This window comes from Actinoplanes sp. NPDC051861, from assembly GCF_040681145.1.
In the GTDB taxonomy this organism is placed as follows: Bacteria; Actinomycetota; Actinomycetes; order Mycobacteriales; family Micromonosporaceae; genus Actinoplanes.
In genome coordinates, this window is the sequence record NZ_JBFAYE010000014.1 from 179,058 (window position 1) to 202,614 (window position 23,557).

Annotated in this window: 22 protein-coding genes and 1 tRNA gene; 11 read left to right on the forward strand and 12 right to left on the reverse strand. The window is 69.0% G+C overall.

Annotation, left to right across the window (positions count from 1 at the left end; all coding sequences use genetic code 11):
- Nucleotides 1-11: 11 nt before the first annotated feature.
- The 3 genes from AB0M02_RS30840 to AB0M02_RS30850 all read right to left on the reverse strand — a co-directional run bounded on the left by AB0M02_RS30840 (nt 12) and on the right by AB0M02_RS30850 (nt 3,467).
- On the reverse strand, nt 12-1,439 hold the full coding sequence (locus AB0M02_RS30840; RefSeq protein WP_364233115.1) for a DUF4173 domain-containing protein: 1,428 nt from the start codon (nt 1,437-1,439) through the stop codon (nt 12-14).
- Nucleotides 1,440-1,731: 292 nt separating this feature from the next.
- Entirely contained in the window at nt 1,732-2,778 is a 1,047-nt protein-coding gene (locus tag AB0M02_RS30845) for an ATP-binding protein (protein ID WP_364233309.1), read from the reverse strand.
- Nucleotides 2,778-3,467 carry a response regulator transcription factor gene (locus AB0M02_RS30850; protein ID WP_364233117.1) on the reverse strand — a complete coding sequence of 230 codons (690 nt, stop codon included), beginning with the start codon at nt 3,465-3,467 and terminating at the stop codon, nt 2,778-2,780. Before AB0M02_RS30850 ends, AB0M02_RS30845 begins: the two co-directional genes overlap by 1 nt.
- A 66-nt stretch (nt 3,468-3,533) precedes the next feature.
- Between AB0M02_RS30850 and AB0M02_RS30855 the strand changes: the two genes are divergently transcribed.
- Nucleotides 3,534-3,626: transfer RNA gene (locus AB0M02_RS30855), tRNA-Ala, on the forward strand.
- Between the two features lies 1 nt (nt 3,627).
- On the opposite strand, the gene AB0M02_RS30860 is transcribed toward AB0M02_RS30855, so the two are convergent.
- On the reverse strand, nt 3,628-5,571 hold the full coding sequence (locus tag AB0M02_RS30860) for a tetratricopeptide repeat protein (RefSeq protein ID WP_364233311.1): 1,944 nt from the start codon (nt 5,569-5,571) through the stop codon (nt 3,628-3,630).
- A gap of 103 nt (nt 5,572-5,674) precedes the next feature.
- Between AB0M02_RS30860 and AB0M02_RS30865 the strand changes: the two genes are divergently transcribed.
- Nucleotides 5,675-7,732, forward strand: coding sequence for a tetratricopeptide repeat protein (locus tag AB0M02_RS30865; RefSeq protein WP_364233313.1), 2,058 nt, complete (start codon nt 5,675-5,677; stop codon nt 7,730-7,732).
- Here AB0M02_RS30865 and soxR read toward each other — a convergent pair.
- The gene (gene soxR, locus AB0M02_RS30870) at nt 7,723-8,166 is read right to left on the reverse strand and encodes a redox-sensitive transcriptional activator SoxR (RefSeq protein ID WP_364233118.1); all 444 of its coding nucleotides are present in this window, start codon (nt 8,164-8,166) and stop codon (nt 7,723-7,725) included. The two genes, AB0M02_RS30865 and soxR, sit on opposite strands and share 10 nt — an antisense overlap.
- A 46-nt stretch (nt 8,167-8,212) precedes the next feature.
- Between soxR and AB0M02_RS30875 the strand changes: the two genes are divergently transcribed.
- Nucleotides 8,213-8,893, forward strand: coding sequence for a thiamine pyrophosphate-dependent enzyme (locus AB0M02_RS30875; RefSeq protein ID WP_364233120.1), 681 nt, complete (start codon nt 8,213-8,215; stop codon nt 8,891-8,893).
- Nucleotides 8,886-9,734 (forward strand): transketolase, encoded by an 849-nt coding sequence (locus AB0M02_RS30880; RefSeq protein ID WP_364233121.1) that lies wholly within the window; start codon nt 8,886-8,888, stop codon nt 9,732-9,734. Before AB0M02_RS30875 ends, AB0M02_RS30880 begins: the two co-directional genes overlap by 8 nt.
- Nucleotides 9,735-9,747: 13 nt before the next feature.
- Here the strand turns inward: AB0M02_RS30880 and AB0M02_RS30885 are convergent, their stop codons facing one another.
- Entirely contained in the window at nt 9,748-10,212 is a 465-nt protein-coding gene (locus AB0M02_RS30885) for a hypothetical protein (RefSeq protein WP_364233315.1), read from the reverse strand.
- A gap of 94 nt (nt 10,213-10,306) precedes the next feature.
- On the opposite strand from AB0M02_RS30885, the gene AB0M02_RS30890 reads away from it, so the two are divergent.
- Nucleotides 10,307-10,708 carry a PH domain-containing protein gene (locus AB0M02_RS30890; protein ID WP_364233124.1) on the forward strand — a complete coding sequence of 134 codons (402 nt, stop codon included), beginning with the start codon at nt 10,307-10,309 and terminating at the stop codon, nt 10,706-10,708.
- Here AB0M02_RS30890 and AB0M02_RS30895 read toward each other — a convergent pair.
- Nucleotides 10,705-11,610, reverse strand: a complete 906-nt coding sequence (locus tag AB0M02_RS30895) for a rhomboid family intramembrane serine protease (RefSeq protein ID WP_364233127.1) — start codon at nt 11,608-11,610, stop codon at nt 10,705-10,707. The two genes, AB0M02_RS30890 and AB0M02_RS30895, sit on opposite strands and share 4 nt — an antisense overlap.
- 23 nt (nt 11,611-11,633) lie before the next feature.
- Nucleotides 11,634-12,158 (reverse strand): peptidylprolyl isomerase, encoded by a 525-nt coding sequence (locus AB0M02_RS30900; protein WP_364233129.1) that lies wholly within the window; start codon nt 12,156-12,158, stop codon nt 11,634-11,636.
- Between the two features lie 132 nt (nt 12,159-12,290).
- Here AB0M02_RS30900 and AB0M02_RS30905 point away from each other — a divergent pair, with 132 nt between their 5' ends.
- A complete protein-coding gene (locus tag AB0M02_RS30905) occupies nt 12,291-12,878 on the forward strand; it encodes a hypothetical protein (RefSeq protein ID WP_364233131.1) in 588 nt (195 codons plus the stop codon).
- A 55-nt stretch (nt 12,879-12,933) separates the two neighbouring features.
- On the opposite strand, the gene AB0M02_RS30910 is transcribed toward AB0M02_RS30905, so the two are convergent.
- Both AB0M02_RS30910 and AB0M02_RS30915 read right to left on the reverse strand, forming a co-directional pair.
- The gene (locus AB0M02_RS30910) at nt 12,934-14,043 is read right to left on the reverse strand and encodes a magnesium and cobalt transport protein CorA (protein ID WP_364233133.1); all 1,110 of its coding nucleotides are present in this window, start codon (nt 14,041-14,043) and stop codon (nt 12,934-12,936) included.
- An 85-nt stretch (nt 14,044-14,128) separates the two neighbouring features.
- The gene (locus AB0M02_RS30915; protein ID WP_364233134.1) at nt 14,129-15,223 is read right to left on the reverse strand and encodes a PLP-dependent aminotransferase family protein; all 1,095 of its coding nucleotides are present in this window, start codon (nt 15,221-15,223) and stop codon (nt 14,129-14,131) included.
- A 107-nt stretch (nt 15,224-15,330) separates the two neighbouring features.
- On the opposite strand from AB0M02_RS30915, the gene AB0M02_RS30920 reads away from it, so the two are divergent.
- The 3 genes from AB0M02_RS30920 to AB0M02_RS30930 are packed head-to-tail and all read left to right on the forward strand — an operon-like array spanning nt 15,331 to nt 17,811.
- Nucleotides 15,331-16,062 carry a phosphocholine cytidylyltransferase family protein gene (locus AB0M02_RS30920; RefSeq protein WP_364233136.1) on the forward strand — a complete coding sequence of 244 codons (732 nt, stop codon included), beginning with the start codon at nt 15,331-15,333 and terminating at the stop codon, nt 16,060-16,062.
- Entirely contained in the window at nt 16,050-17,111 is a 1,062-nt protein-coding gene (locus AB0M02_RS30925; RefSeq protein ID WP_364233138.1) for an iron-containing alcohol dehydrogenase family protein, read from the forward strand. Before AB0M02_RS30920 ends, AB0M02_RS30925 begins: the two co-directional genes overlap by 13 nt.
- The gene (locus AB0M02_RS30930; protein WP_364233140.1) at nt 17,092-17,811 is read left to right on the forward strand and encodes a CDP-alcohol phosphatidyltransferase family protein; all 720 of its coding nucleotides are present in this window, start codon (nt 17,092-17,094) and stop codon (nt 17,809-17,811) included. Before AB0M02_RS30925 ends, AB0M02_RS30930 begins: the two co-directional genes overlap by 20 nt.
- Here AB0M02_RS30930 and AB0M02_RS30935 read toward each other — a convergent pair.
- Both AB0M02_RS30935 and AB0M02_RS30940 read right to left on the reverse strand, forming a co-directional pair.
- Nucleotides 17,801-19,297: an arylsulfotransferase family protein gene (locus AB0M02_RS30935; protein WP_364233142.1), complete on the reverse strand. Its 1,497-nt coding sequence runs from the start codon at nt 19,295-19,297 to the stop codon at nt 17,801-17,803. The two genes, AB0M02_RS30930 and AB0M02_RS30935, sit on opposite strands and share 11 nt — an antisense overlap.
- Nucleotides 19,298-19,331: 34 nt before the next feature.
- A complete protein-coding gene (locus tag AB0M02_RS30940) occupies nt 19,332-20,501 on the reverse strand; it encodes a glycosyltransferase family 4 protein (RefSeq protein ID WP_364233145.1) in 1,170 nt (389 codons plus the stop codon).
- A 24-nt stretch (nt 20,502-20,525) separates the two neighbouring features.
- Between AB0M02_RS30940 and AB0M02_RS30945 the strand changes: the two genes are divergently transcribed.
- Nucleotides 20,526-21,389, forward strand: coding sequence for a DNA-formamidopyrimidine glycosylase family protein (locus AB0M02_RS30945; protein WP_364233148.1), 864 nt, complete (start codon nt 20,526-20,528; stop codon nt 21,387-21,389).
- A 177-nt stretch (nt 21,390-21,566) separates the two neighbouring features.
- Nucleotides 21,567-23,150 (forward strand): sugar transferase, encoded by a 1,584-nt coding sequence (locus AB0M02_RS30950; protein ID WP_364233151.1) that lies wholly within the window; start codon nt 21,567-21,569, stop codon nt 23,148-23,150.
- Nucleotides 23,151-23,557 lie beyond the last annotated feature (407 nt).

Sequence of the window (23,557 nt, forward strand, 5' to 3'; positions counted from 1 at the left end):
CCGGCCAATTGTCAATCCCGGTAGATCTCCTGAGCGCACTTCTGCGTGTCGGCCGGCGGGTACTCGGCGATCAGATCCCGGGCGGTCTGACGGCCCAGGTTCCACTCCCGCCAGCCCTCGTCCGCCGCGGTCCGGTCGCCGATCGCCCAGAGCAGGCAGGCCCGCCGCTCGGCGTCGTCGAGGGTGGCCAGTGCGGGCACCGCGTCCGGGGAGAGGGTGCTGAGGAACCAGTCGTCGATGCGCTGGGTCCGCTCGTACCGCTGCACGTGGTTCTCCGCGATCAGGCCGTCCGGGTTGGCGACGGAGAGCCCGAGCAGGGCCAGCACTCCGGCGCCGAGCGCGGCCCGGGGTAGCCAGGGCGCGTGGATCCGGATGCCGGCGACCAGCACCATCACCAGGATCAGCCCGAACCACACCTCGCAGCAGGCAACCAGCAGGCGCAGGCGGGTCAGGCCGTACGTGTCCGTGTAGACGCTCATCCGGTGCAGCGCCGAGGCGACGATGACCAGGGTCAGGACGGCGAGCGCGCCCAGTACCCAGCGCAGCAGCGCGCGGTCGGCCCGCCCGGTACGCGGAGCCCAGCGAGCGGCGCCGGCGAGCACCACCAGGGTGAGCACGGTGACGGCGCAGAGCTGCCAGAAGCCGCTTCGGGCGTACTCGGCGTAGGTGAGGCCGTCGGTCTCCACCACGTGCCGGCTGCCGCCGAACAGCACGGTGAGCTGCACCGCGACGAACGCGGCGAAGAGCAGCACCAGCAGGCCGAGCGGCACCGCCCACTCCAGGCGGCCCACCTTGCGGCCCTCGGTCTTGTCGAGGTCACCGGCCGCGACCGGTGCTGCGCGCAGATATGCGGCACCGGCCAGCAGCGTGAGGGTGAGCGTGCCGACGAACACCCAGCGGAACACCGAGTCCACCCGGATCTCCGGCACGAGGGCCTCGAACACCCGGGCGAACGCGGCGTCGGCGGAGACGAAGAGCGAGCCGAAGACGAGAAGCAGCAGCAGCGAGACGGCGACGGTGCCGATCACCCGGATCGCGGCGGTGTTCGAGCCGCGGTGACTCTGGCGGGCGAATCCGAGCTGCAGCCAACGGAGGCCGCGGATCGCGGCGATCGGGGTGAGCAGGTACCCGACGACGATCGCCCGCAGCGAGCGCCCGGTCGTGATCGCGAGAACCGTGGTGACCGTCGCGGTCAGCACGCACAGCACGAAGAGCCATTCCGCGGCCCGGAACGTGCCGACCGCGAGCAGGGCGACGGTGGCGGTGGCCCAGAGGAAGCGGTCCCTCGCCAGAGTCGTCCCGGGGCGGTTGACCAGCGGCGGGACGGCGTCCTCGTCGCGGATGACCCGGGCGGCGACCAGCGCGGCGGTGCCGGCCACCGCGGTGATGAGCCAGCCGATGCCGGGCCGGTCGAGCGGCAGGGCGAACGCGCTGACCACGGCGGCGATCAGCAGGGCGGCCAGGGTGGCTGCGGACGCTGGGCGGCCGGGTCCCGGCCAGCGGCTCGTGATCGGCCACGGTCCATGGAAAGGTCCGTCTATTTGACCTTTTTGTTCCGCTTGCGGAGCTGGGGGTGCCGTGGACATGTCGTTTCGCCCTTTCAGACGGCTTGTTCGCGCTTTCAGGCGGCTTGTTTGCGCCTTTTCAGGCGGCTTGTTGCGCTCTTTCAGGCGGCTTGTTTGCGCCTTTTCAGGCGGCTTGTTGCGCTCTTTCAGGCGGCTTGTTGCGCTTTCAGGCGGCTTGCAGCGGAATGCGTACCTGGATGTGGCAACCGTGCTGGTCGTCGGGCTCGACCACCGCGATTGTCCCGCGGTGCAGCTGGACCACCCAGCGGGCGATCGCCAGGCCGAGCCCGGTACCGCCGCCGGTCGCCCGCTCACCGCGGGTGAAGCGTTCGAAGACCCGTTCCCGGTCGGCGGCCGGGATGCCGGCGCCCTGATCGATCACGGAGACCATGAGGTGTTCGTCCCGCCGTTCGGCGCGGACCGTGACGATGCCGCCGGGCGGGCTGTGCCGGGCCGCGTTGTCCAGCAGGTTGGCGAAGACCTGGTGCAGGCGCTCCCGGTCGCCGGTGACGACCACCCCGGGGGCGGACACCTCGAACTTCACGTCGAGGCCGGTGCCGTCGGCGTTGACCGCGGCCTCCCGGGCCACGCCGTCGAGGAACGAGGGGACGTCGACCAGATCCTGGCGCAGCGGCACGACGCCGGCGTCCAGTCTGGACAGGTCGAGCAGGTCGGTGACCAGGCGGCTGAGCCGCTCGGTCTGTGCCAGGGCGGTGCGCATCGTCTCGGGTTCGGCGGAGGCCACCCCGTCGACGATGTTCTCCAGCATGCCCTGGAGAGCGGTGATCGGCGTACGCAACTCGTGCGACACGTTCGCGATCAGCTCGCGCCGCTGCCGGTCCGCGGCCGCCAGGTCCGCGGCCATCTGGTTGAACGCCGCGGCCAGCTCACCGACCTCGTCCTGGGACCGGGTGCGCACCCGCCGGGTGTAGTCGCCGCGCGCCATGGCCCGGGCCGCGACGGTCATCTCGCGCAGCGGCACGGTCGCGCCGTGGGCCATCACCTGCAGGGTGACCAGGCCGAGCGCGGCCGCGATGGCGGTCCACAGCACGTCGATCCGGTAGAAGTCGATGCTCCACAGGAAGACCAGCAGGCCCACCCCGCCGGCGAACCCGAGCGCCAGCGAGAGTTTCGCCTTGATCGACCGGACCGGGTCGAGCGGCCGGGGCAGCCAGCCGAACGCGCGGGCGGCGACGTTGTGGATGAGAACCATCATCTGTCGACCTCCAGCGCGTAACCGACACCGTGCACGGTGCGGATCAGATCCGCGCCGAGCTTGCGCCGCAGGCCCTTGATGTGGCTGTCGACGGTCCGCGTCCCGGAGGCGTCCGCCCACCCCCAGACCTCGGCGAGCAGCCGCTCCCGGGGCAGCACCGTGCGCGGCCGTCCGGCCAGGTGGACGAGCAGGTCGAACTCGGTCGGGGTGAGGTGCGCCTCGACACCGCCGCGCAGCACCCGCCGCTCCGCCTGGTTGATCTCCAGGTCGCCGAGCCGGATCAGGTGCTTCTGCGCAGGCCGAGCCGCATTCTTCTCCACCCGGCGCAGCAGCGCGTGCACCCGTGCGGCCAGCTCGCGCATCGAGAACGGCTTGGCCATGTAGTCGTCGGCGCCCACCGCGAGCCCGACCAGCAGATCGGTCTCGTCGCCACGGGCGGTCAGCATGAGCACCGGCACCGGGCGCTCGGCCTGGATCCGGCGGCAGACCTCGAGGCCGTCGAAACCGGGCAGCATCACGTCCAGCACGATCACGTCGGGCAGGAAGGCGCGTGCCGCCTGCACCGCGCTGGGACCATCACCGGCCATGTGCACCAGGAAACCCTCGGCACGCAAGCGGACGGCGACGGCGTCGGCGATGGCACGTTCGTCCTCGACCACGAGGACCCGTCGCTCGGTCGTCTCCACGGCGCCACCTCTGCTTCTCTGCTGTGTTGTCCCGCGGCCGTGAGCTTATTGACCGGGTGCGCAGAGGCGGAGGTGGAGTTGTGAACGAACTGTGGAGATGATCGCCGCGAGGTCCCTTGCGCTGAACTCATCGTGGGTTCGAATCCCACGCCCTCCGCAGTCAGAGGTCGACGGCGTCACGCGATCCGGGATCAAGCAATCTCACCAGATGTTCCAAGTTGCGCTTGACCTCGGCGATCCTCGGATGACCGGGGTCCAGCGCGGTCTCGCAGATCCGCACCGCCCGCTCCTGAAACCGCTTCGCATCGCCGACGCGATTCAGCTTGACCATGGTGAAGGCGAGGTTGTTCAACCTCGTGGCGATGCTCGGATGATCGGGGCCGAGGGCCGCCTCACTGATGCGCAGCGCCCGCTCCTGCAACGGCAGCGCCTCCGAGGCGCGGCCCATGTTGCTCAAGGTGTTGGCCAGATTGTCCAGCCAGGTGGCGACGTCCGGGTCGTCAGGCCCGAGGGCTGCCTCGCTGATGCGGAATGCGCGCTGCAACAACGGCAGGGCCTCGTCGACGCGATTCAGTTCGCTCAACGTCCACCCCAGGTTGCTGAGACGCACGGCGACATCGGTGTGGTCCGGGCCGAGTGCCGCCTCGCTGATCTGCAATGCGCGCTCCTGCAGCGGCAGCGCCTCCTCGATACGACCCAGATCGCTCAACGTGTAGGCCAAGTTGTCCAAGCCCACGGCAACGCGCGGGTGATCAGCGCCGAGCATGGCCTCGTTGATCCGCAATGCGCGTAGCTCCTTGGGCAAGGCGATCTCGGGCTGGCCCTGCGCAGAAGCGAAAACGGCAGAGTTGGCAAGAAGAACGGCGACGCTCTGAGACGGATGATCATCCGACACGGCCAGGGTGAAGGCGTCGATATGCGGGATCACCTCCCGCCACTGCGGCCACGCGCGGACGGCGGTCAGCGCGTTTCCGCTTGGCATCGCCTCCAGGAGCAGCCGCGCCGCATCCTTGACCGCAGTGTCGTCGTCGCAGCGGGCCCTGAGCACCGCCTGGACCAGCCGATGCACGGAGATCGTCGCGTCGTCAAGGGTGATCATGCTGTAGGACGCAAGTATCCCGAGAGCCCGGTCGACCCGAGCCTGTTCGTCGGTCAATGTGACCAGGTACCGACGCGGGATGCCGTCGGGCGCCAGGTAGGAGAGAACCTCCAGCAGCCGGAGCGCGAACGGTTCCCGCTCCCGAATCGCGTCCAGCGTGATGTCCCAGAGCCGGGCGATCGTACGCGACGCCTGCCCGCCCTGGTCGACACCGGCGAACGCCTCCACCGGCCGCGCGCGCAGCAACGCCAGATAGCCGGTGATCGTGATCCGCTGTTCGCCGATGTAGGCGCCCGCCTGCTCCAATGCGAGCGGAAGTTGACCCAACTCGGCCACCAACTCAGCCGCCGCCTCGTGTTCGCCGTCGCGACCCGTCAGGCCGACCAGCAGAGCCATCGCGTCGTCGGGTTCCAGGACCTCGAGCGACAGCGGGCGGATCCTGCCACGCCAGTTGATGTCCCGCCGCGTCGTGATGATGACCCGTCCGAACGGCCCGACCTGCGCCAACAGCGCGGACACCGTCTGCTGATCCTCGACATTGTCCAGGATCAGCAGCCACCCGGGATGCGCCTGCAACCACTGCGACGCCCACGTGGCAGCGTCGCCGGTGGTGACACCCGCCTGCGTGTGCGCTGGTTCGAGCCGCCGCGCCAGCTCGGCCAGCGACGACTGCAGAACCTCGCCGTCCTCGGCCGCCGCCCACCAGACCAACCCGTAACTCTCACCGTCCCGGGTCGCGTACTGCAACGCAAGCTCGCTCTTGCCGACGCCGCCGAGCCCGAACACGGCCTGGCCCACCACTGTCGTGCCGGTGGCGCTCAGCGCCTGCCGCAGCCGCGCCAGGTCGCCGTCGCGGCCCACGAACGGCGAGACAGGCAGGCGCGGTAGAGCGACCAGTCGCCCCGCGGGCACCGGCACCTCGTCCGGCCGGCGCACCACGACGTGGTAGTTGTGCTGCGCGTTGTTGTCGCCGACCTGCACGCCCCGCGCATGCGAGGCGTCCACACCCGTCAACGTGATCACCTTCAGTGTCCGGAGGTGACCATTCTGTCACTGCGCTCGCCTGCTATACCGTTTCGATGTAGCGGGACGCGGTGGGGCGGTGACCATGACGGAGTACGAGGCCGAGATCAGCGGCAGCCGCAACGTGCAGGTCGGCTCCCACAACACGCTGAACGCCTTCGACGTCGACGCCGACACCCTGCCGCCTCCGCAGCGGACCGGCGACGGCACAGTGCCGCACAACCTGCCGCCCGCCTCCTCGGTCTTCGAGGGCCGCGACGTCGCCGACCTGTTCCAACTGCTCGGCGGCACCGAAACGGGAGTCGTGGTGGGCCAGGCGGCGGTGCACGGGTTGGGCGGGATCGGCAAGAGCGAGCTGGCCAACCAGTACGCCCGCTCCTACCTGAACCGCTACCGGCTGATCTGGTGGATAACCGCGGAGAACAAGCAGGCCGTCGGACTCGGTCTCGCAGCCCTGACGAAGCGCCTGCACCCGGTCGCAAAACTCGCCGAGGCTCAGGAGTGGGCGGTGGGCTGGCTGCAGTCGAACACCGGCTGGCTGCTGGTGCTGGACAACGTCGAGGACATCGACGACATCGCTGAGCTGCTCGGCGCGGTGTCCGGGCGTGGGCAGATTCTGATCACCACCCGCCGTAACCTCGGCTCCCGCTGGCGCAGCCTCGGACTCAGAACCATGCAACTGGAGGTGTTGGAGCGCCCCGCGAGTGTGCGCCTGCTGCGGGAGTTGACCGGCCTCGACGACAGCGACGGAGCCGAACGGCTGGCGCAACATCTGGGTGACCTGCCGCTCGGCCTGCAGCAGGCGGCCGCCTACATCAGCCAGCACCACGCGATGACCTTCGACGAGTACACCGCGCTGCTGACCGAGGAGTTCGCTCGAGCGGCGAGCGACGCGGGTGAGGGAGGCACTCGGTCGCGCACCCTCGCCGCCGTCTGGACCGTGACCATGAGTGCCGTCATGGAGAAGAGCCCGCTCGCGGCCGGGGTGCTGGAGGTGATGGCGTGGCTGGGCGCCGATCCGCTTCCGGAGGCGGTGTTGAACCCGCTCGCCGACGATCACCGTGATGTGGCCGACGCGCTCGCCGTGCTCACGTCCTATTCGATGATCAGCCGCCGGCCGAGTGGGGTGGCGATGCACCGGTTGGTCCAGGCCGTCACGCGAAGCCAGGCCACGGAAGATGACTCCCGGGAATCGGCAATGAAACTACTCGTGGCCGCGGCACCCCCGGATCCCGCCTCGAACGTGGAAGGGTTCGCAATGTGGGCAGCGCTTCTCCCTCATGTGGCGGCTCTGACCGACCACATGTCGCCCGGCGACCACTCCGCGACGATGCTTTTCCTACGCGACCGCACGGCCGTCTACCAGCAGTATCAGGGAAACTTCGACACGGCGGTAGCCATCTTTGAGAGCGCTCTTGCCTACTCGGAACCGGAACTCGGCCCGGAAAATGCCGGTACTCTCACCACCCGCGCCAACCTCGCCAACGCCTACAGCTTTGCAGGCCGGATTGCCGACGCGGTCGGCCTGCTCGAACAGGTCGTCAGGGAGTCCGAACGGATCCGGGGTGTCGATGACCCAGAAACTCTCATCGCGCGTGCGAACCTAGCCGATTGCTACCGTCTCGCTGGCCGCGCGGACGAATCGATCAGCATGCAGGAACGGGCCGTTCACGACTTCGTCCGGGTCCTCGGTTCGGAACACCGGCACGTCCTCACCGTCCGGAGCCACCTTGCGAACTCCTACCTACAGGTCCGCCGGGTGGATGATGCCATCGCATTACTGAAGCAGATCATCAGTGATTGCGAGCGGATTCTCGGCCCGGAGCACCTGCACACCTTTACTGCCCGCGCAAACCTCGCCACCTCATACTCGATGACGGGGCGTTTCACGGACGCCATCCCCATGCACGAGCAGGTGCTGACTTACCGAATGCGCATCCTGGGCTCCGAACACCCGGACACGATCAGCACCCGGGCCAACCTCGCCGCCGCCTACTGGCGATCGGGTCAGGCCGACGACGCCATCGCACTGCTGGAGGAGGTCGCAGCGGTTCGGAAGCGGATCCACGGAAGCGAACACCCGCTGACCGTCGCGGTTGTTCGAACTCTGGCGCAGTGGCGACAGAACAAGGCTCAGTCCTGAGGCGGATTTATGATCATCTGAGGGCCGGCCCCTCTCCCCGCCAACTGGTCCGACGGATTGACCAACTTGCACCTCTGCAACGACAGGCACCCGCACCCGATGCACCCCGTCAACTGATCCCGCAGCCGCTCCAGCACCGCGATCCGCTCCTCCAACCGATACCGCCACCGCGCCGACAACCTCGACCAGTCAGCCTTGGTGGGCGTCCGGTTCTCCGGCAGCGACTCCAGCGCCGCCCGGATCTCGTCCAGCGACACCCCCACCTGCTGCGCGATCTTGATGAAGGCCACTCTCCGCAGCTCAGCCCGCTCATAGCGCCGCTGATTGCCGCTGGTCCGCGACGCGTGGATGAGCCCCTCCCGCTCGTAGAACCGCAGCGCCGACGGCGCCACCCCGCTGCGGGCGGCCAGATCGCCGATGGTGAGCGTCTCCATCGCAACTCCTTGAGCTGAAGTGAACTTCAAGTTGCAGCCTAGGTGCATGACCGTACTCACCGCACCCACACGCCGTCTGCAGACCCTGCTCAGCCGGGTCACCGGTGACGCGAAACACGCGCCGAGCGCCCACTCCACTCTGGACGTGCTCTGGGTTCTCTACGACCGGGTGCTCCGGAACACGCCGGAGACCGCTGACGAACCCGACCGCGACCGCTTCCTGCTCTCCAAGGGCCACGGGCCGGCGGCCTACTACGCAGTCCTGGCCGCCAAGGGTTTCATCCCCGAACAGTGGCTTGACGACGTCGGCGGCTCGCACAGCCGACTCGGGCACCACCCTGACCGGGTGCTCATCCCGGGTGTCGAGGTCGGGACCGGATCGCTCGGGCACGGGCTGGGTCTCGCCGTCGGCACCGCGCTCGGGCTGCGCGCGCAGGGCTTCGCGGAGGCAAGAACGTTCGTTCTGCTGGGCGACGCCGAACTCGACGAGGGCTCGAACCACGAGGCGATCGCCTACGCCGCCGCGATCAAGCTCCCCCTCACCGCCATCGTCATCGACAACCAGTCATCAACCCACGGCTGGCCGGGCGGCATTCCGGCCCGCTTCCCCGGCTGGAGCGTCTCCGTGGTCAACGGGCGCGACCACGACGAGATAGAACGTTCGTTCCGCATCACCGGACGCCCGCACCTGGTAGTCGCAGCCGTGGAAAGGAAGAGCCATGCGTGAGACCTTCATCAACACGACGACCGCCCTGCTCGACGACGATCCGCGTACCGCGCTGGTGCTCGCGGACATCTCAGCCGACTCGTTCCGCACCGCTCAGCAGCGACATCCGGACCGAGTGTTCAACGTCGGCATCCGTGAGCAACTCATGGCCGGGGTCGGCGGCGGGCTCGCGCTGACCGGGCTCCGGCCGATTCTGCACTCCTACGCGCCGTTCCTCGTCGACCGGGCGTACGAGCAGATCAAGCTCGACTTCGCCCACCAGGACGCGGGTGCCGTGCTGGTCAGCATCGGCGCCTCGTACGACGCGGCGGAGGAGGGCTACACGCACCAGTCACCGGGTGACGTGGCGCTGCTGGACACGCTGGAGGGCTGGACCGTGCACGTGCCGGGCCACAGGGACGAGGTGCCGGGCCTGCTGCGAGCGGCCGCGCTGCACGACGACCGGGTCTACGTACGCCTCTCCGTGCAGGAGAACAGCCAGGCCCACCCCGACAGCGGCAAGCTCCGAGTGATCAAACACGGCGGCCCGCTGGTCGTCGCGGTGGGGCCGATGCTGGACCCGGTCCTGGAGGCCGTCCGGGACATGGATGTCACGGTCGCCTACACCAACACGCCGCGCCCGCTCGACACCGAAGGGCTGCACGCGCTGGCCGGGACCGAGGTGGTGATGGTCGAGCCGTACCTGTCCGGCACGTCGGCCCGGCTGACGAGCGAGTTCCGCGCGCTGCACCTCGGTGTCGGGCGCACCGAGGTGCGGCGCTACGGCTCCTGGCGTGATCACGCTCAGGAACACGGCCTCGACCCGGCCGGAATCCGCCGCTCGATCGAGGCCTTCCTGTAACGACGTAAAACGATCAGGCGAAGACCGGTGCGGGAGCCCGCACCGGCACCGCCACCGGCTCCCGCCGGCCCTGGAACACCGCGCGCAGCAACTCCTCGACGCGCCAGACGGCGTCGGAGTCGCCGAGCTTCATCCGGAACCGTTCGCGCACCCCGTCCATCGCCGTGACGGCCACCTCGATGGACGGCTTGGCGAGATCGAGCCGCCAGGTCACGTTGCTGAGGTGGCGCAGGTTGGCGTGCAGGTGCAGCCGCAGCCGGCGCAGCGGCCGCGTCTCCTGGACGACCACCATCCGGCGCCGCGTCAGCAGCAGGTGATAGTTGCCGGAGAGCGGGCCGCCCGGCCGGGCGCATCGGGCCACCAGGACAGCGGGGTCGTCCTGGTCCACGCAGTTTCGGAAGATCGACAGGTGCCGGCTTGCCGTCGGGGGAGAGACCGTTCCGGCTTCGGCTGCGGTGTGGAACGTACTCAAGAACACGTCCATGTGATGTTTAACGGGGTATGAACGGACAGGGCGCGGCCGGACCCGCTGAATATCGAATTACAGGCCCTCTGCTGCCATAGTGTTTGCCATGCAGTGGCGCGTGAAGCCGGTTCTGCCGGTCTCCAAGCTGATGGGTGCGGTCGCCTTCGTGGTGCTCGCCGTGGCATTCGCCGAGGGCGATCCGGTGCGCTGGGTGCTGGCCGGTGCGGTCGCGGTGGGACTGGCCGGGTGGGCACTGCGGGATCTGCTGGTTCCGGTCCGCCTGGCGGCGGACGCGGAGGGCGTCACGGTGGTCACCGGATTCGCCACGCGCAAGCATCTGCCTTGGTCAAAAATCGAGAGGGTACGCGTTGAGCGAACCGTCCGCCGCGGCCTCCGCAATGAACTCCTGGAGATCGACGCCGGTGATGCCGTCTACCTGTACGGCCCGCACGATCTGGGTGCCCTGCCGGACGATGTCGTCACCCAGCTGAGTGACCTGCGCGGCTAACCGAGGATCGACTGTGTCCTGAACACCGCCGCCGCGACCAGCACGATCAGCAGCGCCGACAGCCCGATCACCTGTTTGAGCGTGCGGTGGGGCAGCTTCGGGTACGCCAGAGCGGCGGCCGCGGCGGCACCCGACACGAGTCCACCCAGGTGTCCCGCGATCGAGATGTGCGGGATCGTGAACGTGAAAATCAGGTTCGTGACCAGCAGCGGCACCATCGGGCCGGGGTCACGCAGGAGCCGCCGGTTCACCACGAAGACGGCCGCGATCAGGCCGAAGGTGGCCGTGGAGGCGCCCGCCGAGGGCTGGTTGGCGGGTTGGAACACATACGCCGTGACGTTGCCGCCGAGACCGGCGAGCAGATATAGCGCGAGGAACCGCATCGGGCCGAGCTGGGTCTCCAGATAGCGGCCGAGCTGTGCCACCAGCATCATGTTGAGCAGCAGATGCACGACGCCGTAGTGCAGGAACATCGCGGTGAACAGGCGGTACCACTCGCCTTCGGCGATGCCGTGCACCTGTCCGCCGTACGTCGCCCAGCCGAGCACCTCGCCGAAGTCGGTGAGCGGGGTGCCCTCGCCGAGCAGGCCGAAGAAGCCGCCGGCGCCGGCGATGGCGCGCGGGCCGCCGAGGACCGCGGAGGCGATCATCACGAGCGAGTTGATCGCGATGATCCCGGTCGTCGCATAGCCGAGCTGGCCGGCGCGACTGCCGCCGAAGGCGGTGCGCGCCGGCCGCTGGCTACGGCGTCCCTCTTTGACACAGTCCGGGCACTGATGGCCGACCGCTGCGTCGTTCATGCAACTGGTGCAGATCGGACGATCACACCGGCTGCACCGGAGCATGGTCTCTCGTGACGGATGGCGATAGCACACCGGTGCCGTCGAGGGAGCCTCACTCATGGCACCAAAGGTACCGTGAGCCGTCAGGAACGCTCGATCTCCACGCGCTGGATGACGACGTCCTCGCGCGGCCGGTCACCAGGGCCGGTCGCCGTGTTGGCGATCGAGTCGACCACCTTGGCGGACTGATCGTCGGCCACCTGCCCGAAGATCGTGTGCCGCCGGTTCAGGTGCGGGGTCGGCGCGACCGTGATGAAGAACTGCGAGCCGTTCGTGCCCGGTCCCGCGTTCGCCATGGCGAGCAGGTACGGCCGGTCGAAGAAGAGCTCCGGGTGGAACTCGTCGCCGAACTGGTATCCCGGGCCGCCCCGGCCGGTGCCGGTCGGGTCACCGAGCTGAATCATGAAACCGGCGATGACCCGGTGCGAGATGGTGCCGTCGTAGTACGGCCCGCTGCCCGGCTGACCGGTCCGCGGGTCCTTGTACTCCTTCGTTCCCTCGGCCAGTTCCACGAAGTTGCGGACGGTCGCGGGGGCGTGATCCGGGAACAGCTGGAGGCGGATCACACCGTGGTTGGTGTGAAGGGTGGCGTAGATGTTCTCTGCCACGGGTACTCCCGTCTGCGGTGATGGGACTGTTCTCGTGCAATTCGGATCCTCCCCCATGTCATGGATCCGGCCGCGCGGGGGTACCCGAGAAGGCAACATGGCCTGGGAGAAGACCACAGGAGGTGGGCACTGGTGTTCGCAACGATTCGTCGCCGCAGCCGCGCAGCACGGATGCGCAACGAGCTCAACCAGAGCATGGATCACTTCAAGCGCGCCGCGTCCCTGGCGGCGCAGGAGACCAGCGCGACCGTCGGACCGAAGTTCACGGCGGCCAAGGACCGCGTCCAGCCGGCCGCCTCGAAGGCCCGCGACGCCGCGTCGAACAGCTGGGACAGCGCCGTCGCGACGCTGAGCCCGCTGGTCACCGCCGCGAGCGACAACGTGCGGCAGACCGGCAAGACGGCCAAGAAGCAGAGCAGGAAGCAGCTCAAGAAGCAGGAGAAGGCGGCTCGCAAGCTGGAGCACAAGGCCCGCAAGGCGACCGGCCGGGAGAAGAGCCGCAAGGGCCGGCTCGCCGGTTACGCGCTGCTCGGCACCGCGGTCGGTATCGGTGCGGCGTACCTCGCGCGGCGCCGGCGGGACGCTCAGTGGGAGGAGTACGAGCCGGCCACGGCCTCGCAGACCGGCGCCGACGACGCCGCCTTCGAGCCGATGGAGCCGACCGTCTACACCACGTCGAACGGCACGGTTGCCGACCCGAGCAAGCAGAACCCCCGGTAAGCACCGCTGTCACGGCTGCCCGGCCCCGGATCGACCCAGGGTCGGGCCGGCCGTCTCAGAGCCAGCCGTTGCGCCGCAGCGCGCGGTAGAGCACAACGGTGACCAGGGAGAGGACCGCGATCAGGGCGGGATAGCCGTACTTCCAGTCGGTCTCGGGCATGTAGTCGAAGTTCATCCCGTAGACACCGGCGAACGCGGTCCAGACCGTCGCGATGGCCGCCCACGAGGCGATCTTTCGCATGTCGTTGTTCTGGTCGACGGTCACCTGGGCCAGCCGCGCCTGCAGGATCGAGTTGAGCAGGTCGTCGTACGACGAAACCTGCTCCACCGTCCGCGTGAGGTGATCCTGCACGTCCCGGAAGTAGCGCCGGATCTCCTTCGGCACCACACCCTGGCTCGACGTGATCGCCGCGAGCGGCCGCTGCAGCGGGACCACGGCCCGGCGGAACTCCACCAGTTCCCGCTTCAACTGATAGACCTGCTGTATCGGGGCGATCCGGTCACGCGAGAAGACGCCCTCCTCGATGATGTCCAGGTCCGCCTCGACCTGGTCGGCCACCTCGAGATAGTGGTCGACGACCCGGTCGGTCACCGCGTACGCCACCGCCCACGGGCCCTGCTCCAGCAGCACCGCCCGCTGCGCCTCCAGATCGGCCCGCACCGGCGCCAGCTCGGACGCGTCACCGTGCCGGACCGTGATGACGAACCGCTCCCCGATGAAGATCATCATCTGACCGGTCTCCACCACCTGGGAGCTCTCGGTCAGCTCCTGGTGCGGCACGTACCGCGCGGTGCGCAGCACCAGGAAGTGCACGTCGTTGAACTGCTCCAGCTTGGGCCGCTGCTCCGCCTTGACCGCGTCCTCCACGGCCAGCTCGTGCAGCCCGTACGTGTGCGCGATCGCGGCCATCTCCGCCTCGTCGGGCTCGTGCAGCCCGAGCCACACGAAGGCGCCGTCGCGGCTGCACGCCTCGCTCAGCGCCTGATCCGGGGCGAAGTCACCCGGCATGCGCTTGCCACCGGCGTAGACGCCGCAGTCGACGACAGAGGTCGACGTGCCGATCCCGGTGCCGTTCGGATCGGCGGAGTCGCCGTTGGCGAGCAGGCGATTCATCGCCCGCGCCGCCCAGTTGCGAGTCCAGGTGGCAGTTTCGCGCTCGGTCATCTCAACCTCCCCCGGGGACGACAAACCAATCGAGGTTACCCGGAGGTTCCCGTGCCGGCTCGGCGCCGGCACGGGAAAGACCGTGTCAGCCCCGTACCTCTTCGATGGCCTCGGCGATGCGCCGCACGCCCTCGTCGATCTGGTCGACGGTGACCGCGGAATAGGCCAGCCGCAGCGAGCTCTTACCGCCGGAGAGCAGGAAGTCGCTGCCCTTCACGACCGCGACACCCTTCTTCATGGCGACCGGGAACAGCCTGTCCACGTCGACGTCCGAGGGCAGGTCCACCCAGAGGAAGTACCCACCGTCCGGCTCGGTGAAAGTGGCGCCGGGGATGTGCTTGCGGATCGACTCGGCCAGCACCCGCGCCCGTTCGCCCAGCGCGGCGCTGACCGTCCGGACGGACTTCTCGATGTCGCCGGACACGCAGAACTGGTGCACGATCGCCTCGGAGACCATGCCCGGGGAGATGTAGAGGTTGGTGGCCTTCTTCGCGATCGCGTCGATGAGCGCGGCCGGGCCGACCAGGTAACCGACCCGGACACCCGGGCAGACCGTCTTGGTGAAGCTGGAGGCGTGCACCACGGTGTTCTCGGTGTCGAGCGAGAGCATCGAGGGCAGCGGCTCGCCGCGGAAGCGGATGTCCACGTACGGGTCGTCCTCGAAGATCACGAAGCCGTACTCGGCGGCGAGGGCCAGCAGCACGCGCCGCTTCTCCAGCGACAGCGTCAGGCCGGCCGGGTTCTGGTAGTTCGGGATGATGTGCGCGAGCTTCGGGCGCAGGCCGGACTCGAGCAGGCCGCGCAGCTCGTCGACGTCGATGCCGTCGGACTGGAGCGTCACCTGGTGCACCTTGGCACCCAGGTTCTGCAGGTTGAGCAGCGTCCGGTCGTACGTCGGCTTCTCCACGATCACGTCGTCGCCGGGCTGGACCAGGTGCCCGAAGAGGAACGCGTCGGCCTGGAGGGAGCCGTTGGTCACAATCACCTGGTCGGCTGAGACGCCGTGCTTGTCGGCGATCCAGCTCCGCAGCGGGAGGTAGCCGACGGAGGTACCGTAGGCGGTCACGCCGGCCGGGTCGGCGTCGAAAGCGCGCGCGGCGGCGGCCTTCAGGCCCTCCACGTCGACGATGTCCAGCGACGGGGCGCCACGGGCGAAGGAGATCAGCTGCTCAGCGGTCATGCCCAACAGCTTAGAAGCCGGGTCTATACCATTTTCAAAGCGGTCCTTGCGAGTGCCGCTATCCTCGCTGGGCACCTTCATACCCTCGTTTTGGAAGGAACCACCCCATGATCGGTCTAGTTCTCGCCGCAGGGGCCGGGCGCAGGTTGCGCCCGTACACGGACACGCTGCCGAAGGCGCTGGTCCCCGTGGACGGGGAGACGACGATCATGGACATCTCGTTGCGCAACCTGGCCGCGGCCGGGCTGACGGACGTCACGATCGTCGTCGGCTATTGCGCCGGCGCCGTGGAGGAGCGTGTCGAGGCGTTCCAAAACAGGTACGGCGTGAAGATCTCCCTCGTTCACAACGACAAGGCCGAGGAGTGGAACAACGCGTACTCGCTCTGGCTGGCCCGGGACCACTTCGCGCAGGGTGCGCTCATGGTCAACGGCGACACCGTTCACCCGGTCAGCGTGGAGGAGACGCTTCTGGCCCACCGCGGCCCGAGCATCCTGCTGGCAGTGGACACTGTTAAGAAGCTGGCTGACGAGGAGATGAAGACCGTCTTCAATGCAGATGGCCAGCTCACCAAAATCACGAAGCTGATGGAGCCCGCCGAGGCGTACGGGGAGTACATCGGCGCCAACATCATCGAGGCGTCCGCCGCCGGCCGGCTGGCCGACGCGCTGAAGACGACCTTCGAGCGCGACCCGAACCTCTACTACGAGGACGGCTTCCAGGAGTACGCGAACCGCGGCGGCGAGGTCCGGGCCGCCGAGATCGGCGACCTGCCCTGGGTCGAGGTGGACAACCACGACGACCTGGCCAAGGCCCGGGACATCGCATGCCGCTACTAGCCCGTAGCGTCCAGACCCCGCTGCACATCGACGTGCGGCGGGGCGCGGTGGCAGACCTGCGCAACATCCTGGCCGACGGGCGCATCTCGTCCGGCGGCGAGGTCGCGGTCGTGGTCGGGCCCGGTCTCGGTGAGAAGGTCGTCGACCTGATCCGCCCGTCGCTGAAGTCGGCGGACGTCTTCGTCACCACCGGCGGCACGCTCGACGCCGCTCTCGAACTCGCCGACAAGCTGCGGTCCGGGCACTACGACGCGGTGGTCGGCATCGGCGGCGGCAAGACCGTGGACACCGCGAAGTACGCGGCGAGCCGCTGGGGCCTGCCGATGGTCTCGGTGGCGACCAGCCTCGCCAACGACGGGATCGCCTCACCGGTGGCCAGCCTGATCAACGACGGGATCAAGGGCTCCTACGGCGTGCACATCCCGTTCGGCGTCATCGTCGACCTGGACTTCGTGGAGAACGGCCCGGAGCGGGTCAACCGGGCCGGCATCGGCGACGTGATCAGCAACATCAGCGCGCTGGCCGACTGGGAACTCGCCCGTGAGGTACGCGGCGAGCCGGTCGACGGCCTGGCCGCCTCGCTGGCCCGGATGGGTGCCGAGGCGGTGCTCACCATGCCCGGCGACATGTCCGACGACGCGTTCGTCACGGTGCTGGCCGAGGCGCTGATCTCCAGCGGCCTCGCGATGGCGGTCTGCGGCAGCAGCCGGCCGTCCAGCGGCGGCTGCCACGAGATCATGCACGCCACCGACTCGCTCTACCCGGGCACCGCCTCGCACGGGGAGCTGGCCGGTCTGGGCGCGCTGTTCTGCACGTTCCTGCGCGGCGACGAGCGGCGCTTCCGGCAGATGTCCGAGTGCCTGGAGCGGCATCAGTTGCCGCGTACCCCCTCGGATGTCGGCCTGGACGCCGACCAGTTCGCCCGCATCGTGGAGTTCGCACCGCGGACCCGGCCGGATCGCTACACGATCCTGGAGCACATGGCCCTGACGCCGGACGAGACCCGGCAGAAGCTCGCTGAGTACAACGATGCCGTCGCAACCCACTGACCGGCCGCCCACCGCGGCTGACTACTACACGGTCAACCGCGGCGGCGGCCTCTTCAGCGAGGCCGTCAGTCAGCGCCTCGGCGCCCGCATCGCGGTCCAGGCGCACAAGCACCACCTGACGCCGACCGTCCTGACCATCCTCAACCTCGGCATCGGCTGCCTGGTCTCGTTCGTGGTGATCGCCGCGGCCGGCCCGGTGGCCGACGGCGACGTCTGGCCCCCGTTGGTCGGGTTGCTGGCGCTGATCGGCTGGCAGCTGGCCTACGCCTTCGACTGCTCCGACGGCCAGCTCGCTCGCGTCACCGGCCAGACCAGCGCGGCCGGCGCCCGCCTCGACGTGCTGTGCGACGTCGCCGTGCAGTCCGCGCTGGTCGCCGCGCTCGCCGCCACCGCGAAGGCGCAGGAGCCGGACACTCCGGCCTGGCTGCTGGCCGGCTTCGCCGCGACCTGGATGGTCAACCTGGTCACCTCGGTCATGCAGGGCGGCGACCAGGCCGCCAGCATGGTCACCAGCCGCTCCCTGCCGGTACGCGCGGTGAAGCTCATCCGCGACTACGGCGCCGTCATCACCCTGGCCGGCGTCGTCCTGACCGTCGCACCCCAGTGGACCGTCTGGTTCGTAGCGTTGTTCACCCTGATCAACGGCGGCTTCCTGGCGGCTTCGATCGCCTTCGCGGGGAGGGCGGCGCTCAGGTCCTGACCGGGATGGCGCTGGAGGAGCCAATCACCTGGTTCCTCTCGTCGAGGGCCTCGACGACCACGTATTCGGGGAGGCCGGCGAGGGTCAGTGAGGTCTCGAATCCGGTCCGGGCGGCCTCGACCGCGGTGCTCAGCGCGCCCGGTTGGCCGCCCGCCCGGGCGCGCCACCGGCTGACCCCGGTGTGCCCGTTCCAGCTGGCGCTGGCGATCACGTTGCCGCCGTCCACCCGCAGTCCGAGGGCGGGCTGGTCACGGGCCACCCCGGGCCACTCGGCCTTGTAGGCCCGATACGACTGGTTGTCGGCCGGCAGGTGCCCCGCCAGCCGGACCGTCCCGTCAGCGGCGTGCTCGGTGAAGTGCGGCTGCTGCCCCCAGCCGATGAACGTGCCGCCGTCGGCGAGTTCCCGGAAGTTGCCCTGGGTGGGTGCGGAAAGCCGCTGCGGGTGGACGTGCTCGGCGACGAACGTGACCGTCTTCGCCTTCTCGTCGACCCGGAAGATCAACCCGCGTGAGTACTCCCGCTCCACCGTGATCCCGGCGCCGTTGTCGAAGATGCTGTAACTGCCGTCCCGGCGCCGCTGGAAGTCGTGCTGCCAGGAGAACGAACTTCGCTCGTCGACCCGGAGATCCGACTTCTTGCCGCCGATCCGCCAGATCACCTCGCCGGTCGTACGGTGAACCTTGTAGAGCCCCCACGTGTGCCGGGCCGAGAAGAGAAGGTGCCCGTCGCGGTCCAGGCTCACCGAGTTCGGGTGCAGGTAGTCGTAGGGCAGGTGTGCCGAGTCCCCCTGCGGCAGCGGCGCGTACGACTCCGGAAGGGTCACATGGTCCCGGGCCCGCCACTCGAAGATCCGCCGTCCGGTCGCGATGTCGATCTCCTGAAGAACGCCGTCATGCAGCACACCGTCGGACGGTCCACCCACCGGGCTCAGGTCGTACCTCACCGGGTCGTACACCCAGAACAGCGCCGTGCCCCGATCCGTCAGCACCAGGTCATGCTGGTCCGCCTGCTCGGAACCGGCCGCCCGGATCCTGGTGATCTCCCGGTAGGACTCGTCGGCCAGGACGAACTCGCCCTGGCCGACGCCCTGCCCGCCGGTGCCGCCGATGGTCCCCTCCCACCAGGTCAGCACCGGCCGGCCCCGGTATCGCTGGACCTTGAAGTCGATGGCGACGGTGGCCGGGTCGGGCACCTTCTTGAACCAGATCGGCGAGCCCTGCTCGTCGACGATCAGCGGCCCGCGCAGCGCTCCGGCGAACGGTGTCAGGAACACGTGACCGGGAACCGTCCCGGCCGCCGCTGTGGTGATGGTGACGTCCGGAAGCCCATCGAGGTCGGGCCGAGACCGATATTTCGGTACTTTTACGGCAGAAGCCGGGGCTGGCTCATCAGGTTCCCGGCGGGCGCCCACGAGGTATCCGGCGCCACCGGCGACCACCGCGGCCGCCGAGCCGAGGAGCAAGGTGCGACGTGAGACATCGGTCATCGCCGCTGGGTTCCCCGCGGCGCCACGGAACTACCTAGATATGAGCTGTGAATCCGGCATAGATGTCGATGAGCCGCTTGGTCAGCACGTCCGGGTGGAAATGCCGCAGGTAGCGCTCCCGCGCCGCCGGAGCGACCGCGGCCGCCTGGTCCCGGGCCACCGGCAGGACGGCCGCCAGCGACGCGGGGTCCGGCTGGGCCAGCCACCCGGCCGCCTCCGGCCCCTCACCGACCAGGTACGGAATACCCCCGACCGCCGTACCCAGGACCGCCCGCCCGGTCGACAGCGCCTCCAGGATCACCGTGGGGAGCACGTCCTCCCAGGTGGGCACCGCGATCACCACGGCTGACGCCCGACGCGCCGCGATCATCCCGGCCCGGTCCAACGGGCCCAGATAGTCGACGTCGCCCCGAGTGGCCGCCGCCTGCTCGGCCAGCGGGCGCAGTTCACCGTCACCGGCGATCCGCAGCGTCCCCAGGCTCCCGTCGGGGTGTTGCTGCCACGCGTCGAGCAGCAGTCCGAGACCCTTCTCCGGAGACAGCCGGGCGCCGTACAGGAACCCGTCGCCGAGCGGCTCGGGCGCACCCGGGTCGGGCAGGCCGTTGGGCTTGACGACGATGCGGTCGGCCGGGATGCCGTAGTCGCTGAGATGCGCGGCGATCTTGTCGGTGAGCGCGATGTAGCGGTCCACCGAGCGCCACGTCCCCCGGTGCACGGCCAGCGTGGTCGCCATGATCGCGCTCTGCGCCGCCGAACCGCGGTAGCACCTGTGCGCGACGGCCGGCCAACCGAACGCCCGACCCCGGCAGTCCCGGCAGTTGTGCCCGTCCCGGAAGTACAGCCCGGACGAGCAGACCTGCCGGTAGTTGTGCACGGTCTGCACCACCGGGACACCGTGCTTGTGCGCGGTCCGGATCACCCACGGCGAGAGCAGCGGGTAGGGGTTGTGCAGGTGCAGCACGTCCGGCCGCTCGGCGGAGAGCAACGCCGACAGGTCCCGCTGCGCGTCCACGCCGTAGAGCGGGGAGATCGGCAGGAGCGCCTTGCGGGACGCCGGCATCTCGCCGATCGAGTCCGAACTGCGCTGGAACGGGAGCACCTCGACGCCCGCCGCCCGCAACTGCTCGATCTCGGTGTCGACGATGACGTTCTCCCCCGAGGGGATCGCCTCGCGATACCGGTTGTGCGCTACCACCACCTTCATGGTGCGAGACGCTACCGTGGGACAGTGCCCGAACTCCCTGAGGTCGAGGCGCTCGCGGCTTTCCTTCGTGAGCGCGCGGTCGGCCACACCGTGCAGCGTCTCGAGGTCGCATCGTTCAGCGCGCTGAAGACTTATGATCCAGCGCCCTCCGCCGCCGCCGGTCTCGCCGTCACCAGCGCCGGGCGGCACGGCAAGTTCCTCGACGTCGGCCTCGGCCCGGACCTTCACCTGGTGATTCATCTGGCCCGCGCCGGCTGGCTCCACTACCGCGAGTCGTTCAAGTCGCCGACGCCGCTCAAGCCGGGCAGCGGCCCGATCGCCATCCGGGTCCGCCTCGACGACGAGTCCGGTTTCGATCTGACCGAGGCCGGCACCCAGAAGTCGCTCGCCGCCTATCTCGTCCGCGATCCGGCGGCCGAGGTGCCTGGCGTCTCGCGTCTCGGGCCGGACGCCTTGGCCGTTTCGCTAGACGAGTTCACTTCTCGCATACGCGGGCGAAATGGACAGATCAAGGGTGTTCTCGTCGACCAGGAGGTCCTCGCGGGCATCGGTAACGCGTATTCCGACGAGATCCTGCACGCCGCCAAGCTGTCGCCGTTCGCGCTCACCGGCAAACTCACCGACGAGCAGGTCAGCGCGCTCTACGACGCGATGCGCGAGATCGAGACGGACGCGGTGCAGCGGTCCATCGGGATGAAGGCGGCCGAGCTCAAGGGCGAGAAACGCGCCGGGATGCGGGTGCACGCCCGGACCGGCCTGCCCTGCCCGGTCTGCGGTGACACCGTGCGCGAGGTGTCCTTCGCCGACAAGAGCCTGCAGTACTGCGCGACCTGCCAGACCGGCGGAAAGCCGCTGGCGGACCGTCGCCTGTCCAAGTTGGTGCGGTGAATCCGCCACCGGGCGATCACTTACCGTACACACCGGGATTGCCGCCGCAACGTCACCTTCACTCCGGGCGATCCATCGGTATAGTGGCTCGGTCCCTGGCAACCGTTATGACGCGAACGGGTATCGGCGGACCCGCCGATGATCGAACGGTCGTGGCGGTGCGTAATCTTTTTCCGGATGCGGGAGGACGTAGGCGAAGTGACGACTAGCCTGCATCGCCCAACTACCGACAGCAGCCGGAGCAAGCCCGTGGGGTACGACAGCTTCGAGTGGCAGGAGCAGCCACCGAGCAATGGCGTCCCTCGTTCCGCGTGGACACGGCAGCACCGCCGGCTGTCCCGCTGGCACCGGCCGTACACTTTCGCCCTCGTCCTGCTGGACCTGCTCTCCGTCCTCGGCGCCAGCTACATCGCCAACTTCCTGGAGAAGTCGCGAGCCGGTTTCACCGACCGCAGCTGGCTGTTCCTGCACGGCACAGAACTCTTCACGTTCTTCGCGTACGTGGCACTGCCGCTCGGCTGGCTGATCCTGCTGTGGACCAACGGCTCCTACGACCGGCGTTACCTCGGTCTGGGCAGCGAGGAGTTCAAGCGGGTCGTCCGCACCTCGGTCACGGTCGTGGCCGGTGTCTCGCTGCTGGCGTTCGCCACCAAGGCCGACCTGTCCCGTGGCACGGTCGCCACCGCCTCGATCAGCGCGCTGCTGCTCATCCTGCTGTGCCGCGTCACCGCACGGCAGGTCCTCCACGTCGCCCGGCGCCGCACCGGCCACGGCGCGCACCGGATGATCCTGGTCGGCACGCTGCCCGAGGCGCTCGAGGTCTACACCGCGGTCACCCGCAGCCCGGCCGCCGGCCTGATCCCGGTCGCCATACACATCACCGACGGCTACGCGGCCGCCCGCGGCATCGAGACCCCGGTCCCGGTCTACGCCGGTCGCGACGTCCTGTCGCTGGTCCGCGAGGTCGGCGCCGACACGATCGCGGTCTGCGGCTCGGCCAGCGCCGAGCCCGGCGAGCTGCGCCGCCTGGCCTGGCAGCTGGAGGGCACCGGCGTCGACCTGGTGGTCGCCCCGCAGCTCACCGACATCGCCGGCCCGCGCGTGCACATCCGCCCGATCGAGGGCCTGCCGCTGCTGCACGTCGAGGAGCCCACGCTCTCCGGCCCCGGCTGGCTCACCAAGAACCTGATGGACCGCATCGCCGCCGGCCTCGGACTGATCCTGATCAGCCCGATCCTGCTGGCCATCGCGATCGGCATCCGCCTCTCCGACCCCGGCCCGGTCTTCTTCCGCCAGCCGCGCGTCGGCCACGAGGGACGCACGTTCCGCGTGTGGAAGTTCCGCACGATGTACCAGGACGCCGAGGAGCGCAAGGCCACCCTCGAGGAGCTCAACGAGTCCGACGGCATGCTCTTCAAGATGAAGCAGGACCCGCGCATCTTCTCGTTCGGCCAGAAGCTGCGCGCCACCTCGCTGGACGAACTCCCCCAGCTCATCAACGTCCTCAAGGGCGAGATGTCACTGGTCGGCCCGCGCCCTCTGCCCGCCGACGACGGCGACTACCTCGGCGATGTCCGCCGCCGCCTCCTGGTCCGCCCCGGAATAACAGGACTGTGGCAGGTGAGCGGACGCTCCGATCTGTCGTGGGACGAGGCCGTCCGCCTCGACCTCTACTACGTCGACAACTGGTCGCTCACCTACGACCTGAGCATCCTGTGGCGCACCATCTGGGTCGTCCTGAAGCGCAAGGGCGCATATTGAGTTCCCACCCCCACCTCCCGGCCTTTTCAAGATCAAAGGCTTGATGTCGTAGCGGGGTGGGGTACAGACCTTCGCCGAGGGCCGCGCGGCGGCGAGCTGGCCGCTGACGCGTCCAAAACACTCACCACCCGGCAACCTGCGTAAGTGGTCACGCCCAACCCCAGCCCACCCCCAACTCCACACACCAAGCCCCAAACAACGTTGCGTGGGGAGTTCGGCCGCGCTGCGCACCCCAACTCCACACACCAAGCGTGGCGCGACGTTGCGTGTGAAGTTCGGCCCCGCTGCGCACCCCAACTCCACACACCGGGTGTGGCGCGACGTTGCGTGTGAAGTTCGGCCCCGCTGCGCACCCCAACTCCACACACCGGGTGTGGCGCGACGTTGCGTGTGAAGTTCGGCCCCGC

Excerpts from the sequence above, each read along its gene's own strand:
- AB0M02_RS30950 (WP_364233151.1), top strand. The coding sequence starts at position 21,567 with ATGCGGGAGGACGTAGGCGAAGTGACGACTAGCCTGCATCGCCCAACT.
- soxR (WP_364233118.1), bottom strand. The coding sequence starts at position 8,166 with ATGGAGACGCTCACCATCGGCGATCTGGCCGCCCGCAGCGGGGTGGCG.
- AB0M02_RS30875 (WP_364233120.1), top strand. The coding sequence starts at position 8,213 with ATGACCGTACTCACCGCACCCACACGCCGTCTGCAGACCCTGCTCAGC.
- AB0M02_RS30845 (WP_364233309.1), bottom strand. The coding sequence starts at position 2,778 with ATGGTTCTCATCCACAACGTCGCCGCCCGCGCGTTCGGCTGGCTGCCC.
- AB0M02_RS30925 (WP_364233138.1), top strand. The coding sequence starts at position 16,050 with ATGCCGCTACTAGCCCGTAGCGTCCAGACCCCGCTGCACATCGACGTG.
- AB0M02_RS30920 (WP_364233136.1), top strand. The coding sequence starts at position 15,331 with ATGATCGGTCTAGTTCTCGCCGCAGGGGCCGGGCGCAGGTTGCGCCCG.
- AB0M02_RS30890 (WP_364233124.1), top strand. The coding sequence starts at position 10,307 with ATGCAGTGGCGCGTGAAGCCGGTTCTGCCGGTCTCCAAGCTGATGGGT.
- AB0M02_RS30865 (WP_364233313.1), top strand. The coding sequence starts at position 5,675 with ATGACGGAGTACGAGGCCGAGATCAGCGGCAGCCGCAACGTGCAGGTC.
- AB0M02_RS30910 (WP_364233133.1), bottom strand. The coding sequence starts at position 14,043 with ATGACCGAGCGCGAAACTGCCACCTGGACTCGCAACTGGGCGGCGCGG.
- AB0M02_RS30895 (WP_364233127.1), bottom strand. The coding sequence starts at position 11,610 with ATGAGTGAGGCTCCCTCGACGGCACCGGTGTGCTATCGCCATCCGTCA.
- AB0M02_RS30935 (WP_364233142.1), bottom strand. The coding sequence starts at position 19,297 with ATGACCGATGTCTCACGTCGCACCTTGCTCCTCGGCTCGGCGGCCGCG.
- AB0M02_RS30915 (WP_364233134.1), bottom strand. The coding sequence starts at position 15,223 with ATGACCGCTGAGCAGCTGATCTCCTTCGCCCGTGGCGCCCCGTCGCTG.
- AB0M02_RS30930 (WP_364233140.1), top strand. The coding sequence starts at position 17,092 with ATGCCGTCGCAACCCACTGACCGGCCGCCCACCGCGGCTGACTACTAC.
- AB0M02_RS30940 (WP_364233145.1), bottom strand. The coding sequence starts at position 20,501 with ATGAAGGTGGTGGTAGCGCACAACCGGTATCGCGAGGCGATCCCCTCG.
- AB0M02_RS30880 (WP_364233121.1), top strand. The coding sequence starts at position 8,886 with ATGCGTGAGACCTTCATCAACACGACGACCGCCCTGCTCGACGACGAT.